The sequence below is a fragment of the Lewinella sp. LCG006 genome (assembly GCF_040784935.1).
Taxonomy (GTDB): domain Bacteria; phylum Bacteroidota; class Bacteroidia; order Chitinophagales; family Saprospiraceae; genus Lewinella.
Genome location: NZ_CP160680.1, coordinates 1,852,490 through 1,866,365, shown reverse-complemented (window position 1 = coordinate 1,866,365; position 13,876 = coordinate 1,852,490). Strand labels below are relative to the sequence as shown.

Annotated in this window: 11 protein-coding genes; 6 read left to right on the top strand and 5 right to left on the bottom strand. The window is 46.1% G+C overall.

What is annotated here, in order from left to right:
• Positions 1 to 25: 25 nt before the first annotated feature.
• Positions 26 to 1,363, bottom strand: coding sequence for an NAD(P)/FAD-dependent oxidoreductase (locus AB0L18_RS06275; protein WP_367391730.1), 1,338 nt, complete (start codon positions 1,361 to 1,363; stop codon positions 26 to 28).
• 230 nt (positions 1,364 to 1,593) lie between these two features.
• Between AB0L18_RS06275 and AB0L18_RS06270 the strand changes: the two genes are divergently transcribed.
• The 3 genes from AB0L18_RS06270 to AB0L18_RS06260 all read left to right on the top strand — a co-directional run bounded on the left by AB0L18_RS06270 (position 1,594) and on the right by AB0L18_RS06260 (position 5,674).
• Entirely contained in the window at positions 1,594 to 3,405 is a 1,812-nt protein-coding gene (locus AB0L18_RS06270) for an Omp28-related outer membrane protein (RefSeq protein WP_367391729.1), read from the top strand.
• Positions 3,406 to 3,523: 118 nt separating this feature from the next.
• Positions 3,524 to 4,261, top strand: a complete 738-nt coding sequence (locus tag AB0L18_RS06265; protein WP_367391728.1) for a T9SS type A sorting domain-containing protein — start codon at positions 3,524 to 3,526, stop codon at positions 4,259 to 4,261.
• A 174-nt stretch (positions 4,262 to 4,435) separates the two neighbouring features.
• Positions 4,436 to 5,674 (top strand): ABC transporter permease, encoded by a 1,239-nt coding sequence (locus AB0L18_RS06260; protein ID WP_367391727.1) that lies wholly within the window; start codon positions 4,436 to 4,438, stop codon positions 5,672 to 5,674.
• 19 nt (positions 5,675 to 5,693) lie between these two features.
• Here the strand turns inward: AB0L18_RS06260 and AB0L18_RS06255 are convergent, their stop codons facing one another.
• The 4 genes from AB0L18_RS06255 to AB0L18_RS06240 form a co-directional block, all read right to left on the bottom strand.
• Positions 5,694 to 6,305, bottom strand: a complete 612-nt coding sequence (locus tag AB0L18_RS06255) for a hypothetical protein (protein WP_367391726.1) — start codon at positions 6,303 to 6,305, stop codon at positions 5,694 to 5,696.
• A complete protein-coding gene (locus tag AB0L18_RS06250; RefSeq protein WP_367391725.1) occupies positions 6,292 to 6,807 on the bottom strand; it encodes an RNA polymerase sigma factor in 516 nt (171 codons plus the stop codon). The genes AB0L18_RS06255 and AB0L18_RS06250 overlap by 14 nt, the downstream gene beginning before the upstream one ends.
• A gap of 171 nt (positions 6,808 to 6,978) precedes the next feature.
• Positions 6,979 to 7,638, bottom strand: coding sequence for a porin family protein (locus tag AB0L18_RS06245; RefSeq protein ID WP_367391724.1), 660 nt, complete (start codon positions 7,636 to 7,638; stop codon positions 6,979 to 6,981).
• A 158-nt stretch (positions 7,639 to 7,796) separates the two neighbouring features.
• Positions 7,797 to 8,444, bottom strand: a complete 648-nt coding sequence (locus AB0L18_RS06240) for a hypothetical protein (protein WP_367391723.1) — start codon at positions 8,442 to 8,444, stop codon at positions 7,797 to 7,799.
• A 272-nt stretch (positions 8,445 to 8,716) separates the two neighbouring features.
• Here AB0L18_RS06240 and rimP point away from each other — a divergent pair, with 272 nt between their 5' ends.
• From rimP to infB, 3 genes are all read left to right on the top strand, one after another.
• On the top strand, positions 8,717 to 9,190 hold the full coding sequence (gene rimP, locus AB0L18_RS06235) for a ribosome assembly cofactor RimP (protein ID WP_367391722.1): 474 nt from the start codon (positions 8,717 to 8,719) through the stop codon (positions 9,188 to 9,190).
• Positions 9,191 to 9,240: 50 nt separating this feature from the next.
• On the top strand, positions 9,241 to 10,473 hold the full coding sequence (gene nusA, locus AB0L18_RS06230) for a transcription termination factor NusA (protein WP_367391721.1): 1,233 nt from the start codon (positions 9,241 to 9,243) through the stop codon (positions 10,471 to 10,473).
• A gap of 240 nt (positions 10,474 to 10,713) precedes the next feature.
• Positions 10,714 to 13,800, top strand: a complete 3,087-nt coding sequence (gene infB, locus AB0L18_RS06225; RefSeq protein ID WP_367391720.1) for a translation initiation factor IF-2 — start codon at positions 10,714 to 10,716, stop codon at positions 13,798 to 13,800.
• Positions 13,801 to 13,876 lie beyond the last annotated feature (76 nt).

Genomic DNA, 13,876 nt, shown 5'->3' with positions numbered 1-13,876 from the left:
CTTGGAGGACTATAAAACCCCTCTGCTACGATTTTAAGAAAGCCAACGCTTGTGCTAAGCCGCGGCGCTTTTTCAAAGTAAGCTGTTTACCGCTTTTTTGGTTGTAAGCCTTTACGAGCTCTGTTTCGTATTGGTCGTAGAATTCAGGATCGAAATTGGCGAGGCCTAAATTTTGGAGGACTTCTTCGACGTTCGTTTTTTGTGCCAGCCATTTTTCGCAGACTTCATGGCGGTAGCGAACGCCCATAAGGTTGAAGCCACGAATATGGCCATCATGGGCGTCGTAGTTGATGCGAACTGCTTTTTCGCCGTCTTCGTGTTCCCAATAGAGGGTAGCCATGTCTTCAGGAATATCGGCAGGGACATCACCGTAAACCTGGTACTCAATGTCGACGAATTTAGCAGAATTGAACCAGATGCCTGGATCGTAGGCCGTTGGTTTGCCACAGATGTTATAGGCAGCTACTTCCCCCATCATGCGTCCGGTGTACCATATTGCCTCAATGGGGCGTCGGCCCGGGCGGGCTTCCCTGAGCTGGGCGCAATCACCGACAGCATATACATTGGGGAGATTGGTTTCCAGGTTTTCATTGACTAAAATTCCCCGGCCTACTTCCAGGTCGGTATTTTTCAAGAAGGCGATGTTGGGGCTCACGCCGGCAGTAAGCCCTACGTAGCCACAATCAATCCGCTCTCCGGTATTGGTGATGACAGCAGCAGCCCGGCCTCTTCCATCATCAATAATTTCTTTTAATTCGGTTTCCAGGCGCAGATCAATGCCACTTTTTTTGATATGTCGATTGATCATCTCCGATTCCTCAGCAGGCAGAACGTTGTTCCAGTAGCTTTTTTCTCGAACCAGGAAGGTGACGGGGATATGGCGCGAATGGAACATTTCGGCCATCTCAATACCGATCAGTCCTCCACCTACAATCACAGCATGTTGCAAACCCTCGCTATGGGATTCCATGTTTTCGAGATCCTGATAGCTGTATAGGCCACCTACGCCTTCCAGGTCTTGACCCGGCCAGCCAAACTTATTAGGGGTGCTGCCCAGTGCGAGTACCAGTTTGTCGTAGGGCATATTTTCTCCATCTTTAAATTGGAGGGTTTGCTTTGTAAAATCAATGCTTTCAACATACCCCTTTTTGAGGTTGATCCTATTTTTTTTCCAAAAATAAGGCTGGTAAGGTTGCGTATCGGAAAACCGCATATGCCCCATGTAGATGTACATGAGTGCCGTGCGAGAAAAAAAATAATCAGTTTCTCCTGAAATCAAAGTGATTTCATGATCGCTCTGCTTGCGCAAAAAACGAGCTGTAGTAACGCCGCTAATTCCGTTTCCGATAATCGCAATGTGCATAGTACGTGGTTTGTTCGTTGAAACAAGGTAATGCTTTCCAGGAATATTTGCGTTTTTGCCAAATACCTAATCACGGGTAGCGTCCGTTTCTGGACAATCTTCTCTATTTTCGTTATATGTACGTCAATTCCGTTCTCCTTGCCGATTAATATTCGTTTTTTCCCATAATCTTTGCAAAATTTGTCGGAACGGAGTCATGACCTTGCCGCATAAAGAATTAGCTTTGGCCTATGGTTAGTTGGATCAAAAGTGTATTGGTGGTTTTTACAGCTGTACTGTTCCTTCCCTTGGGAGTCAGTGCCCAAACCATTGTTAGTACCAGTCCGCAAAACAAACATGCCGTTGTCGAAGAATTCGGTGGTATTTACTGTGTATACTGCCCACACGGTCATCAGATTCTGCAAAGTTTGGAAGAAGACCTAGGCGAACAGTTGGTGCTCATTAATTACCAAACAGGCCCCTATGCGACCCCCATTGGTGATGATCCTGATTTAGGGAATGACTACAGTGCCTTGTTGCAGGAACAATCACAACTCAGCGGCTATCCTGCTGCTACGGTGAATCGTCATGTTTTTCCTGGCCTAGAGCAGAGTATACCGGGGTCTACAGCTGTTGGAAGGAGCAATTGGGCGGAAGCCATTGGCGAAATTCTTCCCCAGCCAGCCCCCGTAAATATTGCGGCTGAAGCAACGCTGAACATATCTACGCGGCAGCTTGAGCTCTATATAGAATACTACTATACCGGGGATGTTGCCGTCAATACTAATCGTTTGCACGTAGCAGTTTTGCAAAATAATGTTCTCGCTCCTCAGCACGGAGGTAATGCGGGAGATTATTACACCCATCAACATCTTTTCCGAGAGTTTCTGACGGGGCAAGGAGGTCACATTATTACAACTACTTCGGCAGGTACTTTTGGAAGCTTAACTTACAATATTGACCTTCCCGTCTACTATCGCGATGTCTGGATGGATCCTGTCAATATAGAACTGGCTATATTTATTAGCAACAATCAACAAGAGGTACTTAATGGTGTAGAAGTTGTGCCCCACCTGGTTTCTGATTATCTTTCCGATGCAAATTTGGTGGCCGTTATTGCACCCGACGATACCTGTGACCCCTTCCTTAGTCCATCAATTATTTTCAGAAATGATGGGCAGGAAGTACTTACCTCTTGCACCGTGAACTATGGTATACTTGGTGGAGCAACAAACTCCATCAGCTGGTCTGGGGAGGTAGCACCCTTGGAGTCGCTTACTTTGGAGTTGGACCCCATTGCTACACTGGCTGGAGAAAGTACCAATACCCTTTACGTCAACTTAGAGGGGCCTAATAACTATGCTGATCCTACCAGCTTTAACAATGCGCGTGAGCATCACTTTACGTTGGCTCCACAAGTTGAGGATTCTTTTTTTCAATTGGCAATACGTACGGACGAATTCGGGTATGAACTTTACTGGGAGGTTGTAGATGAATCGGGGACGATTCTAGCCAATGGCGGTAATGAAGTCGTGGGCGAAACCAATGGAGGATCGCAAATTGCTACTCCCTCTGATCCCGGAGCATACAGTAATAGTACCTTCATCATTGAGGAGTTTTATCTCCCTGCGGCGGGCTGTTACGAGTTGCGGATTTTAGATGATTATGGAGATGGCCTTTGCTGTTATTATGGCAATGGTTTTTATCGACTTCGGCAGGCCAATGGTAATGTACTCCTACAAGGGGCAGAATTTGGCACTTTAGAAGAAAAGCATTTTACCGTCGGCTCCATTACTACATACAATACCCTGTTGGAGGATGAAAAGGCCGTTCCACGTTTGTTTCCTAACCCTTTGCCAGCAGGGCATACGCTGCAAATTGTGTGGCCAGACACTCCACCAGCTACTTATGAATGGCAACTCGTGTCAGTGAATGGTGCGGTGCTGGAACAAGGTGACCAGTCGCGGTTGCCGCAAAATAACCAACAACCTGCGGGTTATTACCTATTGCAAATTCGCTACAACGAACAATTGCATACTTTGCCCTTTGTTGTGCAGCCTTAGTATTGCCACATTTTTTTATTTTTGTGGTGTTCCTTCGTCTCAATAATTCCATCTGCCTTTATTATTTTGTACTAACTTTGTTGGATAGCTCCAATATTACACGCTGTATTTAGTCATTATGAAGGCAAGTTTACTTTTTACCTTATTGTTGGTTTTCGGCTTTTCTCTTGCTGCCCAGCGATCATTGAGTATCGAGCCAGCAAGTACCCGTAAGCAAATTAGCATCACCTCCAATGATGTTAGTTACGAAGAAGTAATGAAGGTAGAAGTTAAGAATACCTCTGGCCGCCGGTTTAAGTTGCGCTGGGATAAAGTAACGGCTTATCAGCCTTATGCCTGGGAGAGCCAGGTGTGTGATAAAGAGGCGAGTTATCCACCAACGGTGACCAGCAACTACGACCCTTTCCAAGGTGTTTTTGCACCTGTAGTTCTTGAAGCAGGGGAGTCTTTCGATCTTTTTTTTACCGTTACCCCTTACAATACGACTGGGCAAAACAAAGTAGATATTGTTTTTCGGGATATTGATCGGCCCGAAACGATTCTTGGAACGGCATCTTTTCAAATCAACCTCACGGATGCTGAAGATACGGCAAAATTGGTCGAGGTTGGCAATCGTATTAAGGTCTACCCCAATCCGGTTCACGATCGGTTTTTCCTGACAAACACCCCCAGCTTGGCGCGAATTGACCTTTATAATACCCTAGGGCGTAAAATCCGATCTTACGAAAACCCACAACCAGGGGATAGTTTCCTGGCGGGTGATCTCCCCCAAGGCGTCTACCTGCTCAACCTCGTTGATAAGAATGGTAAGGTTGTGCATACACTGCGTTTGCTGCGGAGGGATTTCCGTCCATAGCAAAGAAGAGGAGTTCTGAGTATACGCTTACGCGAAAAGAATGCCTTTTCATCTAAAGACCGGTGTTGTTGATCGAACTATTGGTTTCTTTGTGTGGGAGATTACTAACTTTGGTCAGTTCGTTATAGCTGTCACTGGAGGTGCCGGGTAGGTAGCTCTAAAGCCCACTGTTTCATGAATACCTTAGAAAATATAAGCATTGCACTCGGTTCGGTGCGCGACAATTGGCTTCGTGCCATTCTTACCCTAGTGATTATTGCTTTTGGCATTATGGCGCTTGTAGGTATCCTCACGGCTATTGATACGGCTATTTACTCCCTCAATGATAACCTGTCTTACTTAGGGGCCAATACGTTTGATATTGATCCTGCCGGAAGAGGCGTGAGCGGACGGCGCGACGGGCGCCAGCAGAAACAGGGCGACCCCTTCAGTTACCAGCAGGCCATAGCGTTTAAGGAGCGTTATGATTTTCCCTCCAATGTTTCTTTGTCTCTTTTTTGTAGCGGCCTGGCAACGATAAAGTACGAAAATGAAGAAAGTAATCCCAATGTTACTGTTTTTGGAATTGATGAAAATTATCTCGAAGCCCGCGCTTTTAACCTAAGATATGGTCGAAACTTCACCAGCAGAGAAGCTCGTAATGGAGGTATGGTAACCATTATTGGCTCCGACATGGTGGATGTTCTTTTTGCAGGCAACGGTGACCGGGCAATGGGCAAATACATCACCACGCCCAATGGGAAATACCTGGTAGTAGGCGTGTTGGAATCAAAAGGTTCGTCGATGAACCAGAGCGAGGATCGACGTATTCTCATCCCTCTTCAGACCGCAAAGCGCTATTATGGTGCTGAACGAACCAACTATAACATTATGGTTTCGGTAGCAGACGCCAGCCGGATTGATGCGGCTATAGGCGAAGCAACGACCACCTTGCGTAACGTTCGTCGGCTTTCGGCCGGAGATGAAAATGACTTTGAAATCTCCAAGAGCGATGGCCTATTGGATATCATCAAAGAAAACACGGTTTATTTGAGGCTGGCAGCCGTTAGCATCGGTTTTATCACCCTTTTGGGGGCGGCTATTGGTCTGATGAATATCATGTTGGTATCCGTAACGGAGCGAACGCGCGAAATTGGTATCAGGAAGGCATTGGGAGCAACCAGCAAAAATATCCTTATTCAGTTTTTGACAGAAGCGGTAGTGATCTGCCAGATAGGGGGCATACTAGGGATTATCCTTGGCGTAATGATTGGCAACATTGTAAGTTTCCTTTTTGGCAGTGCGTTCCTGTTTCCCTGGCTTTGGATTACCGTCGCATTGATCACCTGCACCGCGGTAGGTTTGCTGTCAGGCTTGTATCCTGCATTGCGGGCCGCTGCGCTGGATCCTATTGAGTCATTGCGGTATGAGTAGGGGGGAGTAAAGTGAGCCCTTATTCCCGTAATCTTTCCAATACTTCTGCCAGTTCTTTTTCTTTGGAACCAATGAAAAATCGGTAATACCAAAGGGTAATATAATAGGTAGGCACCGCTACGGCAATCAGAGAAGGGATGGTGATCAACCAAAACTTGAGGTGCAGCAATGCGGAGTAATCATTTTCACTTCCCAGGCCAAATCCGGCCATGAAGCCGACAACGAGTCCTAAAGGCATAAGCAAGATAGAAAGTCTTACCAATCGTTTCTTATACCCGCGGAGAATATTCAGATAGGCCTCCGTAGATGCAACGATGTTCATTGCGGGCACGGCCTCGATCTCTCTCGAGAATCGCAAATAATGCCGGTAAGAAATGACCATCACCAGGAGGATGGTAAATTCCAAGAGTAGAAAGAAAAAGAGATGAAAATTTTGCCAATAAAACAGCAGGCCAATAAAGGCCATAGCACTAAATAACAATTCCCCCTGTACTAAACGGCGGATACGTTGCAGGATGCTGTCGTTCTTTTGGCGAGCAATGGCTACCAAGTCTGGTCGTAAGCGATCATACCAGGCTTCCGCCCGATCATCTGCCTGACCCCAAAGTTCCTGTAGATCAAACTCTTGCATACCCCTTTGCTATTAAGCTTTTTTGTAATCGTTTTTTTACCCGCAATAATCGCACCCCTATATTGTTGACGGTAATCCCCAGGATATCAGCCATCTCTTCGTAGGAATTGCCCTCCAGATGCAAGAGAATCACTGCCCGGTCTTCTTTCTTGAGTTCATTGATGCAGTCGTAGAGAAGGTTGATGCGCTCTTCTTTTTGTCGGAGTTCTTCGGTTTCATTGCCCGAGTTGTCTGGCAAGTGGTAGAAATGGTCCTCTATGCCGGCTTGGTCCACCCTCCGTTTTGCTTTGCGTTGGTGGGTAAGCGCAGTATTCAATGCCACGCGATAAATGAAGGTAGAAAGCTTGGAATTGCCCTTGAAACGGGCATAAGATTGCCATAGCTGAATCAACATCTCTTGATACAAATCATCAAAATCAGCTTGGTCCTGGGTGTAGGCCCGGCCAATTTTGTAAAGAATGCCATAATGCTGATCAATAATATTTTGAAATTCCTTCTTCAATATGGTGTCATATCTGCTGGCCTATTGATAAGTATTCTTATTGAGCATAATATTACAGGTTGTGTGGACAAAAACAAAAGTCATCCCGGAGATCGGAATGACTTTTGCCTTGTAAATGGAGACCTACTGTTTGTAAGGAGGTCAGAAACACTTTAATTTAATTAAGATTTCTTAAAAAATAAGACCCGCCGTTAGCGCTAAGCCACGGTGTTGCAATTTTTTGAAATCATTGTCATTGTTGTTATTAGCATCGTCATCAAGAATGTTATTGATGCCGTGATTATAACGCAGGTCAAAGAACAGGTTGCCCAAGGTAAGACCTCCGCCTAAAGCTGCACCAAAGTCAATCCGGCTCTGATCATCTTTATCATCGAAGGTGATGTCTGTTTCCACGTCGCCAAGTGGCGATGAGGTTTTGCTCTTCCCATTAAAGGCGTAACCAATGTAGCCACCACCATTGATGTAGATGCCAAGCCCTTCTCCGTGCGTGTCGCCTAAGCTGAGACGAAGCAGCAGCGGGATGTCGAGGTAGTTGTACGTAAGGTCATTGGAGAATTCCTCTCCCAGAACAGTATAGGTGCTTTTTGCTCCTTTCTGAGCAAAGAGCAGCTCTGGCTGCAAAGCTAGTGCATCACTAAAAGGCAGAATGAAGGCTACACCTGCTGTAAATTTAGTGGCACCATTTTTAGCCAGGTCTTCGATGGAGGTGTCGTCCTCCTCAAAGAGCATATTCGAAAAGTTAACGCCAGCCTTGATGGCTACCTGTGCGTGTAGCGAAAAAGCCATACCAATGGCTAGAACTGCTAATGAAATTTTTTTGGTCAATTGCATAGAAGTGAGTGTTGTGTTAATAATTAGTGACGGATCAAGAATAACTGATTCCATTTTTGATTCGCTAAAATTTTCTAAGCAAGCAACTAAAAGGAGCTTGCGTGAAAATATTTGCGAATCGTTGGAAAAAATGGAATCAGTTATTTCCGTCAGATTACTTATTGCTGGAGTGTCCAGGTGTCTTCTGCGTTCTTGAAACCAATAACTCCTTTGCCAGGTTCGATGTACACGGCCAGAGAATTTTCTTCATAAACCAGAATGTCGTTATAAGTTTCTCCGTTCAGCACCATAGTGGCTTCTGGTCGGAAGAAATCAGTAATCCCTAAGGTGTTGATATCAAAATCACCGGAGAACCGGGCTTCAATAACATGATGGCCGGAAATGCTGGGTGTTCCAAAGGAAAACCCTAGCTGGAAAGCATCGTAGAATTCGGCCGTCCCGTAATCGTATACGTCAGAATAAAGCAATAGATCCAATACCACCGTATTGTCTTCACTAAAGAAACCAAAGCGTTCGCTTTCCGAGGTGTAGTATTCGCAAGAGGAGGGGCTGTTGTATTTGGCTTCGGTACAGGTTGTGCGGTAGCAAAGCTGATCTTCGCCTACCTCCTTACCTCTAATAGCTGTAAACCTAAGCTCAGCAGCACTGGCATTTTTGAAAACGAGGACTTCGCTACCATCGTAGCCGAGGAAGTTTTTAGCAGCGTCACCAAGCGCCAATTCACCAGTTTTTTCGTCTGGTGGGCAGCCGCAAGCCGTCCACAACAAAGGCGTAAGTATGATCAGTATGGCAAATATTCTATTCATCGAATGCTGTTTTTTTAGCGCTACATCTATTAATAACGTTGCTGAAGCTGAAAAAGGTACAAGAAACTGCCTTTTGTATCGTGTGAATTATTGTAGTCTACCTTTTTTGCTGATCCTCAATTCCTTGATAAAGAAAGTGCTTTAAATATAATACTTGTTTACTGTCATTATTTTACTTACCTTTGTGGCGTTCTTACGGAAGAGCATCCCAAGAGGGAACCCTAGCGGTTCCCTCTTTTTATTGTCTGGAGGTACTAAATGTTAATACTTACGTGGAAGAAAAGATCATTGATCTGTTAGAAGAAAAGTTTACGGAACCCGAATTTGCCAACTGTTTTTGGTTAGATGTGAAACTGCATGCTGACAAAAAACTGGAGGTGATTATTGATTGTGACACGGGCGTTACCTTCGCTACTTGTCAGCAGATCAGCCGTCATTTGGAGAGTGTTATTGATGAAGAACAGTGGCTGGGGCCTAAGTACACCCTGGAAGTTTCATCACCCGGAGCAGAACGCCCTTTACAACTTCCCCGACAGTATCACAAACACCTTGGTCGTAAACTCGAAGTGAAGACCAAGGAAGGCGAAGACTATGAAGGTCGCCTTAGCGAAATAACAGACGAAGGAATCACCCTGGACTACAAAGTTCGCCGTAAGGAAGGAAAACGCAAAGTGACGGAAGAAGTGCAAACCACCATTGCGTTTTCAGCAATAGAGAAAGCTAAAGTAAAAATTTCATTCAAGTAGCGGATGCGCTTAAAGGCACCCATGAGCTACCTAAAATAAAACTGTGTGTAATGAATCTAGTAGACGTATTCTCGGAATTTAAAGCCGGGAAAAATATCGACCGACCAACGATGGTTCGCGTACTGGAGGATGTATTCCGCACGCTGATCCGTAAGAAGTACGGATCGGACGAGAACTTTGATGTCATTGTTAATACCCAAAAGGGAGACCTTGAATTGTGGCGAGTGAGAGAAATCGTCCCCGATGGCGAGGTTACAGATGATCGGAGCCAGATTTCTATCTCAGAAGCACTTGCTATTGACGAAGATTACGAGATTGGTGAGGAATGCTATGAGCAATTGTTCCTTGAGCACTTTGGTCGTCGGGCGATTATGGCTGCTCGTCAGACCTTGATCTCTCGTATCATGGAACTCGAGAAAGACGAAATTTACCGCAAGTACTCAGAACGGGTTGGAGAGTTGGTGCTAGGAGAAGTACACCAGATTCTGAAGCGAGAAATTTTGATTATCGACGATGTTACAGGTACGGAATTGGTATTGCCACGGCAAGAAACGATTCGCGGTGATTATTTCCGGAAAGGAGATATGGTTAGAGGTGTTATTAAAGAAGTAGAGATGAGGAACAATAACCCTGTTGTTATTGTTTCCAGAACTGCTAACCTATTCCTGGAAAAACTACTGGAGCAAGAAGTACCCGAAATTGAAGACGGCCTGATTGTTGTACGTAACATTGTACGGATTCCTGGTGATCGCGCCAAAGTAGCTGTAGAATCTTACGATGATCGTATCGATCCGGTTGGCGCATGTGTAGGTATGAAAGGATCTCGTATCCATGGTATCGTACGCGAATTGCACAACGAGAACATTGATATTATCAACTTCACCAACAACGTTTCGCTCTATATTCAGCGTGCCCTTACTCCGGCAAGAGTATCGACCATCAATCTGGATATGGAGAAGCGCCAAGCCAATGTTTTCCTAGAGCCCGATCAGGTATCTTTGGCCATTGGTAAGGGAGGTACGAATATCAAATTGGCTAGCCGCCTGACAGAGTTTGAGATTGATGTTTATCGTAACAACGATGAAATTGAAATCGATGACGTTCTTCTCGAAGAATTTACCGATGAGATCGAAGATTGGATCATCGAAGAACTCAAAGGTATCGGTTGTGATAGCGCTCGTAGTGTGCTTAATCTCAGCTGGGAGGAAATCGCTCGCCGTACCGAATTGGAGGAAGAAACAGCAAAGGAATTACTACGTATTCTAGCTGCTGAATTCGAATAATAAAGTAGAGTTGTTCCGCTCGGTTTTGTCCGAGCGGGACGCTTTTTTACATAGAAGGGAACAACTTGAACAGCAAACAGTGTTGCTGAAGGAGGAAAAGACAAAAAAATAAGTACTATTTTATGTAGACTTATTCTCTTTAGAGTTATTCTCTACGGTTTTTAAAGTTTATCTTTGCATTGGTTTTGCCCAAGCTGGCTTTTGTTTTATCAGCGTGCAGGGCGTACCTAAAATTTTAGAATGGAGCGACGTTTAGTCAAAATAGCGAAAGAATTAAATGTGGGTTTATCGACCATCGTAGACTTCTTGCACAACAAGGGGTTTGATATCGATCCTAAGCCCACAGCGAAGGTTTCGGATAACATGTATCAGGAACTGCTCAAGGAGTTCCAGAAGTCTATTGCAATCAAAGAAAAGGCGGATCAACTGGTGATCGGTACCCGTCCTGTTGCAAAAAAGGAAGAAGAAGAGGTCAAGCAAGAAGAGCGGCCCAGCATTCCCGTTAAATTAACAGGAGCTGCGCCATCTACTTTGAAATCCAAACTAGCTCCTCCTCCTGCACCGAAAAGCCAGCCAGCCCCCGTAAAGCCACCGGTTGAAGAACCAGTTGCTAAGCAAGAGCCACCTGCACCCACGCCTCCACCAGCACCTGCTGTAGAAGCTACCCCACCACCAGCCGATCCTCCAAAGGAAGAAAAAGTAGCGGAAAGAGTATCTACTGCTCCTGGGTTGAAAGTACTTGGGAAGATAGACTTGGATGCTCCGAGGAAATCAGCGAAACCTACAACTTCTAATGCGGAACCTACTCCTCCAAAGGAAGAGGTGAAAGAAACGCCTGCGGCAGCGCAGCAACCCACCGCAAAAAAAGAAGAAGCACCTCAGGCTACAGAAAAGCCAAGTGTGCCTAAGGAAGAAACGCCTCCTGCAAAACCTTCTGTCGAAGCTGAAAAGGCAATTCCTGCAAAGGAAAGTGCGGAGCCAAAAGGTGAAGCTGCCAAGAAAGATAGCGGTGATATAGCAGGATCAGCCCCAACGGCATCAGAAGACGGAATTACGCGTGCCAAAACACCAGAACTCCGTGGTCTGAAAATCATGGGTAAGATCGACGCCAGTAAATTGGGGTCAGGTCGTGGTCGCGGTAAGAAAGACAATAAGGCGAAAGAAGCTGATAAAGCTAAAGACGCCAACGCCAATAAGAAAAAGGACACAGCATCGTCTTCTACAACAGACGATAAGCCAAAACGTCGGCGTACCCGTCGTCGGGTAGGGCCAGGTGAAAGCCGGCCTAGCACTGGCGGCGGCGGTGGCAACACTGGTGGTGGCAATTCCGGCGGACGCGGAGGTAACAACCAACGTAGCGGAGGATCATCATCCCGTAAAGGTCGCGATGAAGTTAAAGAAGTCTCTAAAAAAGAGATTGAAGATAAAATCAAAGCAACCATGGCCCGTATGGCGGGCACTGGTAAGAAAAAGCGCCAGAAATTACGCCGTGATAACCGCGAGCGGCACCGTGAAAAAGCGGAAGCTCGCGAACAGGAAGCACACAACGAAAAACTCCAGGTAACCGAGTTTATCTCGGTACAGGAGTTGGCCAACCTGATGGATGTTGATGCTACGGATGTGATCATGACCTGTATGAACGTAGGGGTGATCGTATCGATCAACCAGCGTCTGGATGCCGAAATCATTGAAATCGTCGCCGAAGAGTTTGACCACGAAGTTGAGTTCATCTCCGTAGAAGAAGTCGATGAAGACGAGGAAGAAGAAATCGATGATCCAGCAGATTTGCTGCCACGTGCACCGGTAGTTACCATCATGGGACACGTTGACCACGGTAAGACCTCTTTACTCGATTACATTCGTGAAGCCAGCGTTGCTGACGGTGAAGCCGGGGGTATTACCCAGCACATCGGTGCCTATGAGGTGCGAGTTGGAGAAGATAAGAAACGCATCACCTTCCTGGATACGCCTGGTCACGAAGCCTTTACGGCCATGCGTGCACGTGGTGCCAAGGTGACCGATATAGCAGTGATCATTATTGCTGCGGATGACAACATCATGCCGCAAACGAAGGAAGCCATCAGCCACGCAGAGGCGGCGGGTGTTCCGATGATCTTTGCGATCAATAAGATCGATAAAGCAGGTGCTAGCCCCGAGCGGATCAAGCAGGAGTTGGCTTCAATGAATTACCTGATTGAGGAATGGGGCGGACCTTATGGTTCGGCTGATATTTCTGCCAAGCAGGGAACAAATATCGACGTATTACTCGAACGTATTCTGTTAGAAGCAGAAATAAAAGAACTGAAGGCCAATCCTAATAAGAAGGCTAGCGGTGCAGTACTTGAAGCTTCGTTGGATAAAGGTCGCGGTTACGTTACCAAAATGCTTGTTCAGTCCGGTACGCTAAAAGTTGGAGACCCAATGGTTTCTGGCGAGCACTCTGGTCGTGTTAAAGCGATGTTCAACGAACGCAACCAACGCGTCAAAGAAGCAGGCCCTTCGGCACCAGTACTGATCTTAGGCCTAGGGGGAGCACCTCAAGCCGGTGAGCGTATTAAAGTCGTAGAAAGTGAGCAGGAAGCTCGGGATATTGCCAACCGCAGAGCGCAAATCTCTCGCGAACAGGCCAACCGTGCTACCAAGCGAATCAGCCTCGATGAAATCGGACGCCGTCTGGCACTCGGTAACTTTAAGGAACTTAACCTTATTGTGAAAGGTGATGTGGATGGTTCGGTAGAAGCACTAGCCGACTCCCTCATCAAGCTGTCACAGGAAACGGTGAAGGTGAATGTTATTCACCAGGCTGTGGGCCAGATCATCGAATCAGATGTTCTCTTGGCAACGGCTTCGGATGCCATTATCATTGGTTTCCAGGTTCGTCCGTCTTCCGGTGCGCGTAAACTCGCCGAACGCGAAGGAGTTCAAATTAAGACCTATTCCGTCATCTACGAAGCCATCGAAGAGATCAAGTTGGCCATCGAAGGGATGTTGGATACGATCAAAGAAGAGAATATCCTCGGTCAATTGGAAGTTCGTGAAATCTTCAAAATCAGTAAAGTGGGAACCGTTGCCGGTAGCTACGTTACGGAAGGTAAGATTCTGCGCGACAACAATGTCCGCCTGATTCGCGAAGGTATCGTTGTTTACCCAACGAAAGAAGGTGTTGTAGCCGAAATCAAAGCCCTCAAGCGCTTCAAAGACGATGTGAAAGAAGTTCGCGCCGGTATGGAGTGTGGTGTTTCGATCAAAAACTACAATGACCTCAAAGTGGGCGACGTTATCGAAGCCTACGAAATCGTAGAAATCAAACAGAAATTGACCCTGTAAATTTTGCAGGATTGAAATATTACAAAAAGCCGTTCCAAGGTTACTTCGGAGCGGCTTTTTTATTCGCTATTTGCCA

Excerpts from the sequence above, each read along its gene's own strand:
- AB0L18_RS06275 (WP_367391730.1), bottom strand. The coding sequence starts at position 1,363 with ATGCACATTGCGATTATCGGAAACGGAATTAGCGGCGTTACTACAGCT.
- AB0L18_RS06270 (WP_367391729.1), top strand. The coding sequence starts at position 1,594 with ATGGTTAGTTGGATCAAAAGTGTATTGGTGGTTTTTACAGCTGTACTG.
- AB0L18_RS06265 (WP_367391728.1), top strand. The coding sequence starts at position 3,524 with ATGAAGGCAAGTTTACTTTTTACCTTATTGTTGGTTTTCGGCTTTTCT.
- AB0L18_RS06260 (WP_367391727.1), top strand. The coding sequence starts at position 4,436 with ATGAATACCTTAGAAAATATAAGCATTGCACTCGGTTCGGTGCGCGAC.
- AB0L18_RS06255 (WP_367391726.1), bottom strand. The coding sequence starts at position 6,305 with ATGCAAGAGTTTGATCTACAGGAACTTTGGGGTCAGGCAGATGATCGG.
- AB0L18_RS06245 (WP_367391724.1), bottom strand. The coding sequence starts at position 7,638 with ATGCAATTGACCAAAAAAATTTCATTAGCAGTTCTAGCCATTGGTATG.
- AB0L18_RS06240 (WP_367391723.1), bottom strand. The coding sequence starts at position 8,444 with ATGAATAGAATATTTGCCATACTGATCATACTTACGCCTTTGTTGTGG.
- nusA (WP_367391721.1), top strand. The coding sequence starts at position 9,241 with ATGAATCTAGTAGACGTATTCTCGGAATTTAAAGCCGGGAAAAATATC.
- infB (WP_367391720.1), top strand. The coding sequence starts at position 10,714 with ATGGAGCGACGTTTAGTCAAAATAGCGAAAGAATTAAATGTGGGTTTA.